The organism is Streptomyces tyrfis (genome assembly GCF_037034285.1).
Taxonomy (GTDB): Bacteria; Actinomycetota; Actinomycetes; order Streptomycetales; family Streptomycetaceae; genus Streptomyces.
The window spans coordinates 61,488-77,710 of record NZ_JBAGJZ010000011.1; the positions used below are offsets into that span (position 1 = coordinate 61,488).

Consider the following 16,223-nt stretch of genomic DNA (forward strand, 5'->3'; position numbering starts at 1 on the left):
CGGCGGCTCGCGCGCGTGAGGACGACAGGAGGGCCCGTCGCGGTTCCTGGATGACGAGCGGAAAACGCGAGCAAAAAGCGAAGAAAGAAAGGAGGTAAGAAGGGAACGGAAGCGAAGCGAAGAAGATGCGACGCAGAGGAACCGAGGGGGACGCATGACGACTTGGGGTCTGGTCATGGAGATGACCAGGGGCGGCGGCGAACGCAAGCACACCGAGGCGTACGTGGTGGCGCATGTGGACGGGACCCGCGAAGAGGCCCTGCTGGAGCTGGAACGCCGGGCGCGGGACCATACGCCGGAACACCCCTGGAGCCAGAAGCGGCGTCGGCTCCTGCGGACGGGCGACGGCTTCCTCCTGGTCGTCGACGGCGCCTGGCAGTCGTTCAGCACCCGCTTCACGGTCGCGGAGCTCCTGGAGGACAGCGCCGCCCCCGAGCCGGAACCGGAACCCGAACCGGAACCCAATCCGGAACCCGAACCGGGACCGGGACCGGGACTGGGACTGGGACTGGGACAACAGCAGGACTCGGGACCGGAACCGGAAACCGGGCACGAGCCCCCGGCCCCCGCACCGCCGAGCACCGACCAGGACCGGCCGGAACGGTGGTTGAAGCTCCCCGCCAAGCGGCACGCGGAGCAGCAGGCGGAGCCTCCCGAGGAACAGCGGACGGAGCGGTACGCGGACGGCGTGCCCGTGCGTCCGGCCTGGCTGGGCCGCGCCGACCTCCCCTGACCCTCCCCCAGCCTCCCTGGCCTCCCTGGCCTCCGTCGCCCCGTACCACCCGCCCGGACGCCGCCTCCCGTACCGCCCGCCCGCCCGGACACCGACTCCGACCCGCCGCCCCACGTCACCGCAACGCATCACGCATCACCCCCGCACCACCACACCGCCATGCCCCGATCGGCCGCACCAGAACCCCGCCACACTGCCGAGCACGGCGACGCGGCCGAAGATGTGGAGGAGGCGCACGCCGGGCGCGTGCGCCGGGCGTGCCGGTGCCGCCGGTGTCACCGGTCCAGGAGGCGGTCATGGAGTTCGACGTGACGGTGGAGATCCCCCGGGGATCCCGCAACAAGTACGAGATGGACCACGAGCTGCACCGCATCCGCCTGGACCGGATGCTGTTCACGTCCACCAAGTACCCGGCGGACTACGGCTACATCGAAGGAACGCTGGGCCGCGACGGAGACCCGCTCGACGCCCTCGTACTGGTCGGCGACCCCACGTTCCCCGGCTGCACCATCGAGTGCCGGGCCGTCGGCATGTTCATCATGAGGGACGAGAAAGGGCCCGACGAGAAGGTCCTCTGCGTGCCCGCCCACGATCCGCGCTACGCGACCGTCCAGGACATCGACGACATCCCCGCCTTCGACACCCTGGAGATCACCCACTTCTTCGAGGTCTACAAGGACCTGGAGCCCGGCAAGTCCGTCGAAGGGTCCCATTGGGAGGGACGGGACTCGGCGTACGCGGAGATCGAGGCATCACGCGAACGCGCCCGGGGCGGCCCCACCCGGCCCGGGTGAAGACGCGTCACCGAGTGGACGACGCGTCACCGAGTAACAGCACGGCACGGCCTGGCCCCGAGTGACGCCTCGACCGGACGTGCGTCGCCGGGCGGACCGCGCGTCGCCCGTCCTCACCGCCCCGGGACGGGTCCCCGGGGGACGACGAAGTCGGCGAGCACCGCCGCCCCGGGCACGAGCCCGTCCCAGGCGCCCGGCAGCGCCAGAACCGCGAACGCGGAGGTCGGGAACTTGGTACGGACCCGGGCCAGCGCCTCCTCGTCCCCACCGCCCGCCAGGGACAGGACCAGCTCCTGCACCCCGGGCTGATGCCCGACCAGCAACACCGTCCGGCACCGGCCCCGGGAACGGCCCTCGCCTCCACCCCCGCCCCGGCCCTCGCCTCCGCCTCCGCCTCCGCCACGAGCGACGAGCGCACCGGCCCCCGCTCCCGGTCCGACGGCGTCGCGTACGGCCCCGAGCAGGGCGGGCGCGCTCGCCTCGTACACCCGGGGCTCGAAGACCACCTCCGGACCCGCCGCCGCAGGACGCCCCACCTCCGGACACACCGCTTCCGGCACCCCCGCCTCCCGCAGCGCCCCGACCGGTTCCGACGGCACCGCTGCCGCTCCCCGGACGAGCAGCTCCGCGGCGGCCAGGTCCCAGGTCTCCCGGGTGCGCCGGGCGGTCGAGCAGACGACCAGGTCGGGGGTGTAACCCGCCTCGTACAGTCGGCGTCCGGCCGCCGGGGCGTCCCGCCGGCCCCGGCCCGCGAGCGGGCGTTCATGATCGGGAACGCCCTCGGGCCAGGCCGACTTGGCGTGCCTCAGCACGATCAGCCGCCGCTCGCCTTCGAAGGCCCCGGCCCCCGACGCCCCGGCCTCCCCCGACGCCATGGCCGCCCCCGACGCCCCGACCTTCCTCGACGTCCCTCCTGCCGCCCCGTTCACTCCAGGCACCCCGTCAGCCGTAGGTAGGCGTGATGCGCGTCCGACACCAGCTGATCGGCCTCCCTGCGGCTGCCGCACCCCGTCACCCGGTACCGCGTGTCGGGCGAGAGCCGCCCGAGCGCCGTCGCCCACGCGGCGGGTTCCGCGTGCCAGCGCTCCAGGTCCGTGGTGTCGACGAGGTCGACGAAGGGTTCGGCCTCGGCGACGCACACCACTTCGTCCACGTCGCGCCGGCCGTCGTTCAGATGCAGCAACGCCACCGGCCAGGCCGCCACCTCGTCGCCCGACCGGGCCGGTTCGCGCATCAGGACCAGCGAGCGCACGGACCGGCCGTCCGCATCCAGAGTGTCCTCGACGCACCCCTGGCCCACCGGCCAGCCGCCGAGTCCTTCCCCCGCGTCCCCCACATCCCGCGCGTCCGCCCCTTCCGGCGCGGTCGAGGCGGCCGACACCCCGGACACCCCGGACACACCTGACGAACTGTGCCCCTCGCGCCCCGCGCGGTCCCGCTTCCCGATGGAGGACCCGACGGTCGACTCGACCTCGACGGTGATCCGTGACATCCCTCGCCACCTCCCGCGACGCCGGGCGACTGGCTCGCGGGACTCCGTCGGCCCCGTACCGGCGCGATCAACGGCGAGCCTCGTCACCGGACGAGTTCCAGTGTCCCGCGCGGGTGCGAACGCAACAACCACCGCGCCCGCCCGGACCGTACCCACCCGGACACCGTCCCCGTCCCCGCCCCGCCCCGCGCAACCACTCGGCAGGAGAGCCGCAGCGCCACCCGGTAGGCTGGTTCGAGCGGTGTTCCCCTTCTCATGGATCGCCGCACGGCGGTGGGGCCCGCCGTACCCGAACCGCGGCGACGAAGCCGCCAACGGTCCCTACTTGCGACGCGCGCACCGTACGTTCCGTGCCCGGCGAGTAGGAGTCATGCGTGGAAGAGCCCCGGACCCCGATGCTGAACGAACCCGTCGACCCCGACGTCGATCTCCGCGTACCCGGACGGGGCAAGGACCCGCGGCTGCGGCAGGGCCCCGTGATCGCCGCCGTGGCGGTCGGCGGCGCGGTGGGGGCCGCGGCGCGGTACGGCGCTTCGCTGCTGTGGCCCACGGCGGCCGGCGCCTTCCCGTGGACGATCCTGACCGTGAACGCCGTCGGCTGCGCGGTGATCGGCGTCTTCATGGTGGTGATCACCGACGTCTGGGCGGCCCACCGGCTGGTACGGCCCTTCTTCGGCACCGGAGTCCTCGGCGGCTTCACCACCTTCTCCACCTACGCCGTCGACGTCCAGCGCCTGGTCGACGGCCGGGAGGTCCGCACCGGCCTGGCCTATCTGGCCCTCACCCCGGTCGTCGCCCTGACCGCCGTCTGGATCGCGGTCGCCCTGACGCGCCGTGTCATCTCCTGGAGGCAGTCATGAGGTCCTGGAGGCAGTCATGAGGCTCACCGGTTCCGCGCTGCGCGTCACCGTCTTCGTCGGCGAGGCGGACATGTGGCATCACAAGCCCGTGTACACCGAGATCGTCCACCGCGCCCGCAGCGCCGGGCTGGCCGGCGCCTCCGTCTTCCGGGGCATCGAGGGGTTCGGAGCCTCCTCCCTGATCCACACGGTCCGGCTGCTGTCCCTGAGCGAGGACCTGCCGGTGGCCATCGTGATCGTCGACACCGAGGAGCGGATCCGGGCGTTCCTGCCGCAGCTCGACGAACTCGTCGCCCAGGGCCTGGTCATCCTCGACGACTGCGAGGTCATCCGTTACACCGGACGCGAAAGGGAGGGCCGGCGACGGTGAACTGGCTGCTGGTGATCGCGGGCGCCATGGTCGGGGCCCCGCTGCGCTATCTCACCGACCGCACGATCCAGTCCCGGCACGACAGCCTCTTCCCGTGGGGCACCTTCACCGTCAACGTCGTCGGCTGCCTGGTCCTCGGGCTGGTCACCGGCGCGGCCGCCGCCGGAGCCGCCTCCTCCGGAACCCAGCTCCTGCTCGGCACCGGCCTGTGCGGCGCGCTGACGACGTACTCGACCTTCTCGTACGAAACGCTCCGCCTGGCCGAGGACGGCGCCCGCTTCTACGCGGCGGCCAACGTCCTGGCCGGCACGGCGGCCGGCCTCGGAGCCGCCTTCGCCGGAGCGACCCTCGCCCGCACCCTCTGGGGCTGACCGAGCCGCCCGGGAACGGACGGGAACGGACGGGAACGGACGGGAAGGAACAGGAACGCGACCCGAGAGCGATGAATCCTGGCAGCAGCGCACCCCAGCAGCGATGAACCCCGGCTCAGAAGCACTCCGAGCCGGGGTTCCCATGTGAGCCCCCTGTCGGATTCGAACCGACGACCTACGCATTACAAGTGCGTTGCTCTGGCCAGCTGAGCTAAGGAGGCGTGCCGGAGCAGTGTAACCAACCGCGGCCCGTGCACGGCCTCGGAATTTCAGGCCCCTCGAACTGCTGACAGATTCCACATGTCCAGGTAGCGTCGCTGAGGATTCACTCAAGTGGACCAGACCACTCCACTCCCTACTCGGATCGTCCGGCACGTTCCTGCCGGTGGAGGAGAAGATTCAGCATGGCCAGTGTCACGTTCGACAAGGCGTCCCGCATCTACCCCGGCTCGACGAAGCCGGCCGTGGACCAGCTGGAGATCGACATCGCGGACGGTGAGTTCCTCGTCCTCGTCGGTCCTTCCGGCTGCGGCAAGTCGACCTCCCTCCGCATGCTCGCGGGTCTTGAGGACGTCAACGCCGGCGCGATCCGCATCGGTGACCGCGACGTCACGCACCTGCCGCCGAAGGACCGGGACATCGCCATGGTGTTCCAGAACTACGCGCTCTACCCGCACATGACCGTCGCGGACAACATGGGCTTCGCGCTCAAGATCGCCGGTGTCAACAAGACCGACATCCGGGCGAAGGTCGAAGAGGCCGCCAAGATGCTGGACCTCACCCAGTACCTGGACCGCAAGCCGAAGGCGCTCTCCGGCGGTCAGCGCCAGCGTGTCGCGATGGGCCGGGCCATCGTGCGCGAGCCGCAGGTCTTCCTCATGGACGAGCCGCTGTCGAACCTCGACGCCAAGCTCCGTGTCTCCACCCGTACGCAGATCGCCTCGCTCCAGCGCCGCCTGGGCATCACGACGGTGTACGTCACGCACGACCAGGTCGAGGCCCTCACCATGGGCGACCGGGTCGCCGTGCTCAAGGACGGTCTGCTCCAGCAGGTCGACTCGCCGCGCAACATGTACGACAAGCCGGCGAACCTCTTCGTGGCCGGCTTCATCGGCTCCCCGGCCATGAACCTGGTCGAGGTCCCGATCACCGACGGCGGCGTGAAGTTCGGCAACAGCGTCGTCCCGGTCTCGCGCGAGGCGCTCACCGCCGCCGCCGAGAAGGGCGACACCACCGTCACGGTCGGCATCCGCCCCGAGCACTTCGACATCGTCGAGCACGGCGGCGCCGCCGCGAAGTCCCTGACGAAGGACAGCTCCGACTCCCCCGCCGGCCTGGCCGTCTCGGTCAACGTCGTCGAGGAGCTCGGCGCCGACGGCTACGTCTACGGCTCCGCCCGGGTCGGCGGCGAGGACAAGGACCTGGTCGTCCGCGTCAACGGCCGCTCCGTCCCGGAGAAGGGCACCAAGCTGCACGTCGTGCCGCGCCCGGACGAGCTGCACGTCTTCTCGACCTCGACCGGCGCCCGCCTCACCGGCTGACGCCCCGCGCGGGCGTACGCCTCCCGTACGCGTACGCCCGCGCCCGTACGCCCATACGCGTACGCCCGCGCTTCCGCACGCGATGGCCGCGACGCGCACCATGCACCACGCGATCGGCCATCACGCGCCCGCGCACACCCGGCGGCCCCGCACGTTCCCGGTGCGGGGCCGTTCGCGTACCGCGACACCGGCACAGGTTTGACGCATTGGACGGGTTCGACGGCGTCGATTCCCTCGGGCGGCGGGCAGTCCAACGCCCCTCGTCAACGCCGGATTCGAAAGGCGCCCTCGAACCATCCCCCTCAAGGGTGACAAGATGTCGCCGTTCCATTACCGCCCGCTACGCTCGCTGCGTGACCCACACCGCTCGCCGTATCGGCCGTTCCCTCGCCCTCGTACTGCCCGTCGTGATGGTCCTCTCCGGGACCCTCGCCGTCACCAGCGTGCCGTGGGCAGCGCACACCACCGATTCGCAGGTCCTGGCCGCTTCGGCCCAGGACGTCTCGAAGCACGCCAAGGCGCGCGCCCCGCAGGAGATCCTCCGGGACCGACTGCTCCTGGAGCTCCGCGAGAAGGACCCGGGCGTCGCGCTGACGGACCTTCAGCGCTCCGTCGAGGGCCGCCCCTCGCTCGCCCGGCACTGCATGTCGATCGCGAAGGCGCTGGGCCGTGCGGCGGTCGAGCAGTACGGTCCGACGCGCGCTCACCGGTTCTCCCGGCCCGTCTGCGACACCTCGTTCGCCTCGGGCGTCGCGCAGTTCAGCTGACCCGCCCGCCCGCCTCCGCGTCCCGGGGCCCCGGCACTCCGGCGCCCGCCCCGGCACCTGACGCACCGGAGCCCCCGTACCGGCAGCGGAGACGGCGTCAAGCGGAGACGGCATCACCGGACACCACGACAGCAGGCACCACATATCGTGCCTGCTATGCATACGTATCCGACGCAGGCCGTGATTCTGGCGGGTGGCCAGGGATCACGGCTGCGCCCGTACACCGATGACCGCCCCAAGCCGATGGTCGAGATCCCTGGCACCGGGACCCCGATCATCGGCCATCAGCTTTCCTGGCTGGCCGCCGAGGGCGTGACCGACGTCGTGGTGTCGTGCGGCCATCTGGCCGAGGTGCTCCAGGAGTGGCTGGACTCGGCGGTGCTGCCGCTGCGCGTGACGACCGTCGTGGAGTCCGAGCCGCTGGGCCGCGGGGGCGGGCTGAAGTACGCCGCGGCCCGGCTGCCCGAGCCGGACGAGCCCTGGTACGCGACCAACGGCGACATCTGGACGCGGTTCTCGCTGCGCGAGATGGCCGCCTTCCACGCCGAGCGCGACGCGACCGCCACCCTGGCCCTGGCCCGGCCGCGGATCCCGTGGGGGGCGGTGGAGACCGACGCGTTCGGGCACATCACCGACTTCATCGAGGCGCCGCCGTCGCCGTATCTGATCAACGCCGGCGTGTACGTCTTCTCGCCCGCCTTCACGGGCCTGCTGCCGGACCGGGGCGACCACGAGCGCACGACGTTCCCCAAGCTGGCGCGCGAGCGCAGGCTGGCGGGGTACCCGCTGCCGCACGGGGCGTACTGGCGGGCCATCGACACGGCGAAGGACCTGACCGAGGCCGCCAAGGAACTCGACGGCCCGTAGGCCGGCGCTCGGTGGCTGGCAAGCCGGCGCTCAACAGCCGGTGGGCCGGTGCTCGACCACCCGTGGGAGCCGGCGCACGCATCGCCCCCGCGCCCACGCGCCCGGCGCACACGGAGGGGCGGTCACCGGACTCGTGCGTCCGGTGACCGCCCCTCCGCCATGAGCCCGCCGGATCAGCCGAGCAGGCCGCCGATGGGGTTCTGCCCGGCACCGGACGGCCCACCGGTGGAGCCGTCGTCCGAGCCGCTGTCGCCCGTGGAGCCGCCGCCGGTGCCGGTGGAACCGGAGGAGCTCGGGCCGGAGCTGCCCGACGGGGGCTGCTGCGGGACCGTCCGCTGCGGGACCTGCTGGACCGTGCCCTGGGTCTGACTGGGCTGCCCGGCCCCGGACGCCGCGCGGCCCGGCTCGCGCGCGGAGCCCGCGGGGCCCTCGGAAGACGCGGACGCCTCCGTGGACGGGGTGGTGGCGGTGCCGCTGCGGGTCGGTGACGGACGGCGGCCCTCGGGGGTCTGGGAGGCTCCGCCCGTACGGGACTCCTCCGGGAGCGGGGAGCCGGGGAGCTGGTTGGTCGGATTGCCGTGCGGACCCGGCACCGTCACCACGCCGGAGGAGCGGACCGCGCCGCCGAGCACGGAGCCCGTGATGAACGTGAGCCCGATGACGACGGTGGCGACGGCGGCGCCCCGGCGCAGCACCCGGCGGCGGAGGTCCCAGATCGCCGAACGCGGGCCGAGGGTGCGCCAGGCCTCGCCGGCGAGCCGCCCGTCGACGGAGTAGACCGGCGCACCGGCGATGATCAGCGGGCTCCACGCGGCGAGACAGATGATGTCGGGCGCGTCGTAGACGGCGACGCTGCGCCAGCTGACGGTGACCAGCAGGGCGGCGGAGAGCAGGGCGCCGAAGAACGCCGCCACGCGCTGCCAGAGGCCGAGGACGGTGAGGACGCCGACGACGACCTGGAGGAAGGCGACGGTGAGCCCGGCGCCCACGGGGTGCCCGAGCGCGAAGTCGCGCAGCGGCTCGGCCAGCGCCCAGGGATGCAGCGAGTTCAGCCACGTGACCATGGAGCCGCGCTCGCCGCCGTCGAAGTACACCGGGTCGCACAGCTTGCCCATGCCGGCGTAGATGGAGATGAAGCCGAGGAAGACCCGCAGGGGCAGCAGCACCACGCCGAGGTTCATCCGGCGGCCGGGGTAGTACGCGTGCCGCACGGCGTCGTTGCCGTGGCGCCGGGCCCGGCCCTCGGCGCCGTCGTCGTACCCGAACTCGTCGTCCCCCGCCGCGTCCGGGTCGCCGTCGGCGCCCGCGTATCCGCCGCGGCCGTACGGACCGCGGTCGTCCACCGGGTCGTAGGCGCCGACCGCCTGCCGCATCGGCGGCAGCAGCGGACCGCCGCCGCGCGGGCCCGGCTGCTGGGGCGCGGTGATGACCGGGTTGGGCTGGGTCTCCTCCTCCAGGCGGTCGATGAGCCGGGTGGCACCCGTGTCCGGCTCGGCGTCGAACGCGCGACCGGGACGGCCGGAACCGCCGGGGCCGTCGGCGTAGGAGTCCACGGAGTCGTACGCGCCGGCCGGGCGGGCGCCGGCCGAGTTCCGCACGGCCTGGAGGAGTCCGGTGGCGCCGGGGTCGCCGGGAGCGGACCGGCCGCTCCACACGACGGGCGCGCGCCGACCGCGCGCCGCCGTCGCGGGACCGCTCATGGCGGGGATCCTGGGCACGCCCGCGGGGGCCAGCCCGCGCAGTCGTACGCGCTGGCCGGGCGCGAGCTGCACCCGGAAGCTGGCGTGGTTGACGATGACCTGCGCAGGATCGCAGTCCACCTTGGTCATGCTCAGGGCGGGTAGTTCGTCGAACCGAGGCGTTCTGGTGTCCACACTCATCTAACCGAGTGACGGGTGGTTAGGACACTGCCTTGACGGGACCGATATGTCCGAGGCCCGTCAACGACGGACGGGCGGACGCCCGCCGGTGCCGTACGCGCCCGCCCGCGCGGCCCGCTCCGGCCCCCGCGAAAGCCCGCGGGCCCGCCCCCACGCGCCGTTTCGGCACGCCGGGACGGCACGCCCGCGCCAGGCGCGACGGCGTGGAACGGGCTTACGGCATGGAACAGGTGTACGCCATCGCGCGCCCCGCGCACAGACGGGCCGCTTGCCCGAGCAGAGCCGACCGCGCCGCCGCGCGCGGCAGCGTGCGCCGCTCAGACCCGGCCGGGGCGGGCACGCCGGGCCGCCCCCGCAGAACGCGCCCGCGCGCACGCGGGGGGGGCGCCTCTGACCCCACAGTGACCCCACAGCGCGCCCGCATACGGTTCGGGGCCCGGCCGCGCGCACGCGAACGGTTCGGCCCCGGCCGCGCCGCCGCGCGCGTACGGTTCAGGCCCGGCGGCGCGCCGCCTCGTAGAGCACGATCCCGGCCGCGACACCGGCGTTCAGGGACTCCGCGCCGCCCGGCATCGAGATGCGGACCCGGTAGTCGCAGGTCTCGCCGACGAGCCGGCCCAGGCCCTTGCCCTCGCTGCCGATGACGACGACGACCGGGCCGTCGAGCGCCTCCAGGTCCTCGACGGTGTGCTCGCCGTCCGCGGCGAGGCCGACGACCGTGAGCCCGGCCTTCTGGTAGCCCTCCAGGGCCCGGGTCAGGTTGGTCACCCGGGCGACCGGCGTGCGGGCGGCGGTGCCCGCCGAGGACTTCCAGGCGCCCGCCGTCATCCCGGCCGCGCGCCGCTCGGGCACGACCACGCCGTGCCCGCCGAAGGCGGAGACCGAACGGACGATGGCGCCCAGGTTGCGCGGGTCGGTGACGCCGTCGAGGGCGACGATCAGCGGCTCCTCGCCGTTGTCGTGCGCGGCGACCACCAGGTCGTCCGGGTGCGCGTACTCGTACGGCGGGACCTGGAGGACGAGGCCCTGGTGGTTCAGACCGTTGGTCATCCGGTCCAGCTCGGCGCGCGGGGCCTCCATCAGGTTGACGTCACCGCGCTCGCCGGCCAGCCGGAGCGCGTCGCGGACCCGCTCGTCGTTGTCGATGTACTGCTGGACGTAGAGGGTGGTCGCGGGCACGCCGTCGCGCAGGGCCTCGAAGACCGGGTTGCGGCCGACGACCATCTCCGACGTGCCCTTGGCGCCGCCGCGGCGCGGGGCGGGGCGGCGGATCGCGGCCTGCTTGGCCTTGGCGTTGGCGACGCGGTTCTTCACGTGCCCCTTGCGGGCGGAGGCGGGCGGTGTCGGGCCCTTGCCCTCCAGGCCACGGCGCCGCTGGCCACCGCTGCCGACCTGCGCGCCCTTCTTGTTGGACGTGCGGCGGTTCCTGCGCTGGCTGTTCCCGGCCATGACCTACCTGTTTCGTTGCTGCTCAGACAAGCGTGCGTTCAAGCGTGCGTTGCGTACGTATATGAAGTGTGCCCCCATGAGTGTGCCGTCCGGGACTCCGGACGGCACACACGGGCTCCCCGCGGGCCGCCTACGAGCGCGGGCCCAGGGACCAGCGCGGTCCGGCCGGACTGTCCTCGATGACGAGCCCGGACTGGCTCAGCTGGTCGCGAATGGCGTCGGCGGCGGGCCAGTCCTTGCGGGCGCGGGCCGCCTCGCGTTGGTCCAGGACCAGGCGCACCAGCGTGTCCACGACCCCGTGGAGATCGTCGCCGCGGTCGGTCTCGCCCGCCCAGTGCTCGTCCAGCGGGTCGAGCCCGAGGACGCCGAGCATCGCCCGGACCTCCGCGAGCCTGGCGACGGCGGCCTCCTTGTCGTCGGCGGCCAGCGCGGAGTTGCCCTGCCGGACCGTGGTGTGGACGATCGCGAGCGCCTGCGGGACGCCCAGGTCGTCGTCCATCGCCTCCGCGAACGCGGGCGGCACCTCGTCGGCCGGGGCGACCACCCCGCCCGCCTTCTCGACGACGCGCTGCACGAAGCCCTCGATCCGCGCGAACGCGGACTCGGCCTCGCGCAGGGCCTCCTCGCTGTACTCGATCATCGACCGGTAGTGCGGGGTGCCGAGGTAGTAGCGGAGCACGATCGGGCGCCACGCCTTGACCATCTCGCTGACCAGCACCGAGTTGCCCAGCGACTTCGACATCTTCTCGCCGGACATGGTGACCCAGCCGTTGTGCACCCAGTACCGCGCGAAGTCGTCGCCGAACGCCTGGGCCTGCGCGATCTCGTTCTCGTGGTGCGGGAAGATCAGGTCGATCCCGCCGCCGTGGATGTCGAAGGCCCGGCCGAGGTACTTGTGCGCCATGGCCGAGCACTCCAGGTGCCAGCCGGGACGGCCGCGGCCCCACGGGGTCTCCCAGCTGGGCTCGCCCGGCTTGGACGCCTTCCACATCGCGAAGTCGCGCGGGTCGCGCTTGCCGGTCTCGCCCTCGCCCGACGGCTGGCGCAGATCGTCCAGGTCCTGGTTGGACAGCGACAGATAGCCCGGGAAGGAACGCACGTCGAAGTAGACGTTGCCGTCCGCCGCGTACGCGTGACCACGTTCGATCAGGCCCCGCATCATCTCGATCATCTCGGGGATGTGCCCGGTCGCGCGCGGCTCGTACGTGACCGGAAGGCAGCCCAGCGCGTCGTAGCCGGCGTTGAACGCCCGCTCGTTCTCGTAGCCGATGGCCCACCACGGCCGGCCCTGCTCGGCCGACTTCGAGATGATCTTGTCGTCGATGTCGGTGACGTTCCGGATGAACGTGACGTCGTAGCCGCGGTACTCGAACCAGCGGCGCATGATGTCGAAGTTCAGACCGGACCGGATGTGCCCGATGTGCGGGGCCGCCTGAACGGTGGCACCACACAGGTAGATCGAGACACAGCCCGCTGTGAGCGGGACGAAGTCACGAATCTGCCGGGCGCTGGTGTCGTACAGGCGAATAGTCACGCCTCAAGGGTAGTGGGCGCGCGCCAGTGCCCCGCGCCCCCTCGGGGATCGCGGGTCCTACTTCGTGAGAAGCGGTGCGCTCCGGCGGCTCCTTCAGACCCGTGCGAGGACCTTGCGCGGAGTGATCCGGACGATCACGCGCTCGGCGTCGGCGGGGGCCGACGGGGCGAACTCCGCGTACGGCTTGCCGGTGTACTTGACGGACAGTTCGTCGGTGAGTTCCTGTGCTCCCTCGCTGGTGAGCGTGGCCGTGCCCCGGATCTCGGAGTATGTGTACGGGGCGTCGAAGGGCTGCACGACGACGGAGACCCGCGGGTCGCGACGGAGGTTGCGCTCCTTGCGGACGCCGACCGAGGTCGCGACCAGCAGGTCGTCGCCGTCGCGCTTCACCCACACCGGGGAGAGCTGCGGGCTGCCGTCGGGCTGGATGGTGGCGAGGGTGACGAAGACGGGCGTGTCGAGAAGCGCCTTGAGGTCGTCGGAGAGTGCTGCGGTCATGGCGTTGCGTCCTCCGGTGCGATCGGCGGTGCTCCAGTTCCTCCCCTGTCTCAACCACGTTCCGCTCCTCCGGCTTCCCGCTCCCGCCCGCCGGTTTCCACGGCCTCGCGCGTTCCGCCGCCCTGCGGGCCCCGCGCGCCGGCCGACGGCAGGCGGCCGGCAGGCGGGCGGGCGGAGCGGCAGGCGGGCGGGCGGAGCGGCAGGCGGGCGGGCGGAGCGGCAGGCGGGCGGGCGGAGCGGCAGGCGGACGGGTCGGCAGGCGGGCGGCTGGCAGGCGGACGGGTCGGCAGCGGGCGGGCGAGCCGGGCGGATCAGCCGGTGCGGTGGACCAGCGCGGTCGCGATCCCGGCGAGGCCCTCGCCCCGCCCGGTGAAGCCCAGCCCGTCGGAGGTGGCGGCGGAGAGCGAGACGGGCGCGCCCACGGCGGCCGACAGCACCCGCTGCGCCTCCTCGCGCCGCTTGCCGATCTTCGGCCGTACGCCGACGACCTGGACGGCGACGTTGCCGATCTCGAAGCCCGCGGCCCGCACGATCCGCGCCGCCTCGGTCAGCAGCGTGACCCCGGAGGCGCCGGACCACTCCGGACGCCCGGTGCCGAAGTGCTGCCCGAGGTCACCGAGCCCGGCCGCCGAGAAGAGCGCGTTGCAGGCGGCGTGGGCGACGACGTCGGCGTCCGAGTGACCGGCCAGCCCCGGGCCCTCGCCCTCCCACAGCAGACCCGCGCACCACAGCTCGCGGCCCTCCTCGAAGGCGTGGATGTCGGTGCCGATGCCGACCAGCGGGATCACCGGGGCGGGCCCGGTCCGCCCCCGGGGCGTTCCCGCCGGGGCCGTTTCTCCGGAAGCCGCGCCCACCCGGGACCCGTCCTCCCGAACCGTTTCCTCAGAAGCCCCGGAAGCCCCGGAAGTCTCAGAAGCCATCGTTCGCCCTCCTGCGTGCGAGTACCGCCTCGGCCAGCACCAGATCCAGCGGCCGGGTCACCTTGAACGCCTCCTCGTGCCCGGCGACGACCACGACGGGTTCACCGAGCCGCTCCACCATGCCCGCGTCGTCCGTGGCGCCCTCGCCGTCGACCGCGACCTCCCGGTGCGCGCGCACGAGGACCTCGCGGTCGAAGCCCTGCGGAGTCTGCACGGCGCGCAGCCGGGCGCGTTCCGGCGTACCGAGCACCGGCTCCGGCTCGCCCGGGGCCCCGGGCTCCACCTCCTTGACGGTGTCGGCCAGCGGCAGCGCGGGCACGACGGCGGGCGCGCCGTCCCGTACCGCTTCGATCACCGCGTCCACCGTGTCGACCGGCACCAGCGGGCGGGCCGCGTCGTGGACGAGCACGACGGAGACGTCCTCGGGCAGCGCGGCGAGGCCGAGGCCCACCGATTCCTGGCGGGTGTCGCCGCCGGGCACCACGAGGTAGTCGGTGCGCTCGGGCAGGGCGTGGGCGTCCAGCAGGTGCTTGACCTCGGGCGCGCCGTCCGGGGGCGCCACGACGACGACCAGCGAGACGGAACGGGACGCGGCCATGGCCCGTACCGCGTGGATGAGCATCGGCGTGCCGCCCAGCGCCCGGAGCGCCTTGGGGGCACCCGGGCCGAGCCGGACACCGCGGCCGGCCGCGGGAACCACGGCGGCGGTGCGGGAGGGACGCGGTTGATCAGACATCGGTTGCACTCCGGGGCTTCGGCATGTTTGTTTCCACGGCCGGCGTGGGTATGGCCACAAGCGAGCCGGGCGCCGCCACGACTCGACCGGGCCCTTTCCGTGACACCCGGTCGAAGCCGGGCGGGCCGTACCGGCCGCTCGGGGTCGGCCGCACAGGATCGCGAGCAAAGTATCGGGGGGATCGCCGCTGAAGCCAACGCAGGGGTGAGCTCGGCCGCAATCATCGATATCCAGCCACAATCCGGCCATGCCCTGGCTGAATCCGGCTGGATTGCGCCTCGCTCTTCCAGCACCTTCTTCCGTGCTCGCGTCGCTCGCCCGCAGCCGCGCGACCCGTCGCGTTCGGGGCCGCACCCGCACGCGGGCGTTCTCCGCGGTCTCCGCAGCCCCGGCGGCCCCGCGGTCCCGGCGGCCCTGAGGCGTTCTCCGACGTTCTCCGCGCCTGCCGGACGTCTCGACTTCCGCTTCCGCGCTGCCGCGGAGCGGCCGCTGCTTCCGTGCCGGCTGTGACGTTCGCGGCGTCCGAGACACCCGGACCGGTCGGTCCGTTCCGGCCTGCCCATTCGTGGATATTCACGGATTTGTCACGTCCGGCCTCGCGGATACGCCCGCTTCCCGGGCTTCATATCCCGGTATCCGGACATGCCACGGCACCCGACCGACGTTCCGTGAATACGGTTGTCAGCGGGCACCGCAGCGCATTTATTTCAGACCGGCAGGCGCCGGTTCAGGACGCGAGTACCTCGTCGAGCAGAGCCTCGGCCTTGTCCTCGTTCGTGTTCTCCGCGAGAGCGAGCTCACTCACCAAAATCTGGCGAGCCTTGGCCAGCATTCGCTTCTCGCCCGCGGAGAGTCCGCGCTCGCGCTCACGACGCCACAGGTCGCGGACCACTTCGGCGACCTTGATGACATCGCCGGAGGCGAGCTTCTCCAGATTTGCCTTGTAGCGCCGGGACCAGTTCGTCGGCTCTTCGGCGTACGGCGCGCGCAGCACCTCGAAGACCCGGTCCAGTCCCTCCTGCCCGACCACATCGCGCACGCCCACGAACTCCGCATTGTCCGCCGGCACACGAACCGTCAAGTCGCCCTGGGCGACCTTGAGCACCAAGTAGGTCTTGTCCACGCCTTTGATCTGGCGAGTTTCGATAGCCTCGATCAGCGCGGCCCCGTGATGGGGATAGACCACGGTGTCGCCAACCTTGAACGTCATGTGACAGGTACCCCTTCCGTGGCTATCAAGGGTAACACGAGAACAGCTTCTCCTGAATGGCGTTTTCGCAGGTCAGGGCATATCTCGGGGCTTGACAACAGTGTCGGGCACGTGCTGCGGGAGGTTCACGGAAGGCGGTATTCGCAGGTCGGAGCGGCTGCACGGGCGGGGCGAAACAGGCATGTCGCACACCCCGGAACC

17 protein-coding genes and 1 tRNA gene are annotated in these 16,223 nt (G+C 72.6%); 8 read left to right on the forward strand and 10 right to left on the reverse strand.

What is annotated here, in order from left to right:
• The first annotated feature begins 154 nt into the window (after window positions 1-154).
• Both WA762_RS10970 and WA762_RS10975 read left to right on the forward strand, forming a co-directional pair.
• A complete protein-coding gene (locus WA762_RS10970; RefSeq protein ID WP_335935231.1) occupies window positions 155-733 on the forward strand; it encodes a hypothetical protein in 579 nt (192 codons plus the stop codon).
• Window positions 734-1,029: 296 nt separating this feature from the next.
• On the forward strand, window positions 1,030-1,527 hold the full coding sequence (locus WA762_RS10975) for an inorganic diphosphatase (RefSeq protein ID WP_335935233.1): 498 nt from the start codon (window positions 1,030-1,032) through the stop codon (window positions 1,525-1,527).
• A 113-nt stretch (window positions 1,528-1,640) separates the two neighbouring features.
• Here the strand turns inward: WA762_RS10975 and WA762_RS35670 are convergent, their stop codons facing one another.
• Entirely contained in the window at window positions 1,641-2,402 is a 762-nt protein-coding gene (locus WA762_RS35670; RefSeq protein ID WP_443080564.1) for a SixA phosphatase family protein, read from the reverse strand.
• Between the two features lie 50 nt (window positions 2,403-2,452).
• On the reverse strand, window positions 2,453-3,019 hold the full coding sequence (locus WA762_RS10985; RefSeq protein ID WP_335935235.1) for an inorganic diphosphatase: 567 nt from the start codon (window positions 3,017-3,019) through the stop codon (window positions 2,453-2,455).
• A 395-nt stretch (window positions 3,020-3,414) separates the two neighbouring features.
• Between WA762_RS10985 and crcB (WA762_RS10990) the strand changes: the two genes are divergently transcribed.
• From crcB (WA762_RS10990) to crcB (WA762_RS11000), 3 genes are read left to right on the forward strand one after another with little or no spacing between them, the layout of a single operon-like run.
• Window positions 3,415-3,879: a fluoride efflux transporter CrcB gene (gene crcB / locus WA762_RS10990; protein WP_335935418.1), complete on the forward strand. Its 465-nt coding sequence runs from the start codon at window positions 3,415-3,417 to the stop codon at window positions 3,877-3,879.
• 16 nt (window positions 3,880-3,895) lie between these two features.
• Window positions 3,896-4,249: a DUF190 domain-containing protein gene (locus WA762_RS10995; protein WP_335935237.1), complete on the forward strand. Its 354-nt coding sequence runs from the start codon at window positions 3,896-3,898 to the stop codon at window positions 4,247-4,249.
• Window positions 4,246-4,620: a fluoride efflux transporter CrcB gene (crcB, locus tag WA762_RS11000; RefSeq protein WP_335935239.1), complete on the forward strand. Its 375-nt coding sequence runs from the start codon at window positions 4,246-4,248 to the stop codon at window positions 4,618-4,620. The genes WA762_RS10995 and crcB (WA762_RS11000) overlap by 4 nt, the downstream gene beginning before the upstream one ends.
• A 147-nt stretch (window positions 4,621-4,767) precedes the next feature.
• On the opposite strand, the gene WA762_RS11005 is transcribed toward crcB (WA762_RS11000), so the two are convergent.
• Window positions 4,768-4,841, reverse strand: a tRNA-Thr gene (locus tag WA762_RS11005).
• A 183-nt stretch (window positions 4,842-5,024) separates the two neighbouring features.
• Between WA762_RS11005 and WA762_RS11010 the strand changes: the two genes are divergently transcribed.
• The 3 genes from WA762_RS11010 to WA762_RS11020 all read left to right on the forward strand — a co-directional run bounded on the left by WA762_RS11010 (window position 5,025) and on the right by WA762_RS11020 (window position 7,795).
• Complete coding sequence (locus tag WA762_RS11010) at window positions 5,025-6,161, forward strand: ABC transporter ATP-binding protein (RefSeq protein ID WP_335935241.1); 1,137 nt, start codon at window positions 5,025-5,027, stop codon at window positions 6,159-6,161.
• 353 nt (window positions 6,162-6,514) lie between these two features.
• Window positions 6,515-6,928: a hypothetical protein gene (locus WA762_RS11015; protein ID WP_335935242.1), complete on the forward strand. Its 414-nt coding sequence runs from the start codon at window positions 6,515-6,517 to the stop codon at window positions 6,926-6,928.
• Between the two features lie 156 nt (window positions 6,929-7,084).
• Window positions 7,085-7,795, forward strand: coding sequence for a nucleotidyltransferase family protein (locus WA762_RS11020; protein WP_335935243.1), 711 nt, complete (start codon window positions 7,085-7,087; stop codon window positions 7,793-7,795).
• Between the two features lie 173 nt (window positions 7,796-7,968).
• On the opposite strand, the gene WA762_RS11025 is transcribed toward WA762_RS11020, so the two are convergent.
• From WA762_RS11025 to WA762_RS11055, 7 genes are all read right to left on the reverse strand, one after another.
• Complete coding sequence (locus tag WA762_RS11025) at window positions 7,969-9,675, reverse strand: DoxX family membrane protein (protein WP_335935245.1); 1,707 nt, start codon at window positions 9,673-9,675, stop codon at window positions 7,969-7,971.
• A gap of 492 nt (window positions 9,676-10,167) precedes the next feature.
• A complete protein-coding gene (rlmB, locus tag WA762_RS11030; RefSeq protein ID WP_335935246.1) occupies window positions 10,168-11,124 on the reverse strand; it encodes a 23S rRNA (guanosine(2251)-2'-O)-methyltransferase RlmB in 957 nt (318 codons plus the stop codon).
• Between the two features lie 130 nt (window positions 11,125-11,254).
• Window positions 11,255-12,658 (reverse strand): cysteine--tRNA ligase, encoded by a 1,404-nt coding sequence (gene cysS, locus WA762_RS11035; RefSeq protein WP_335935247.1) that lies wholly within the window; start codon window positions 12,656-12,658, stop codon window positions 11,255-11,257.
• 93 nt (window positions 12,659-12,751) lie between these two features.
• Entirely contained in the window at window positions 12,752-13,156 is a 405-nt protein-coding gene (locus tag WA762_RS11040) for a PPOX class F420-dependent oxidoreductase (RefSeq protein WP_335935248.1), read from the reverse strand.
• A gap of 311 nt (window positions 13,157-13,467) precedes the next feature.
• Window positions 13,468-14,010: a 2-C-methyl-D-erythritol 2,4-cyclodiphosphate synthase gene (gene ispF / locus WA762_RS11045; protein ID WP_335935249.1), complete on the reverse strand. Its 543-nt coding sequence runs from the start codon at window positions 14,008-14,010 to the stop codon at window positions 13,468-13,470.
• 55 nt (window positions 14,011-14,065) lie between these two features.
• Complete coding sequence (gene ispD / locus WA762_RS11050) at window positions 14,066-14,812, reverse strand: 2-C-methyl-D-erythritol 4-phosphate cytidylyltransferase (protein WP_335935250.1); 747 nt, start codon at window positions 14,810-14,812, stop codon at window positions 14,066-14,068.
• A gap of 727 nt (window positions 14,813-15,539) precedes the next feature.
• Window positions 15,540-16,022: a CarD family transcriptional regulator gene (locus WA762_RS11055; protein WP_006380568.1), complete on the reverse strand. Its 483-nt coding sequence runs from the start codon at window positions 16,020-16,022 to the stop codon at window positions 15,540-15,542.
• Between the last annotated feature and the right edge of the window lie 201 nt (window positions 16,023-16,223).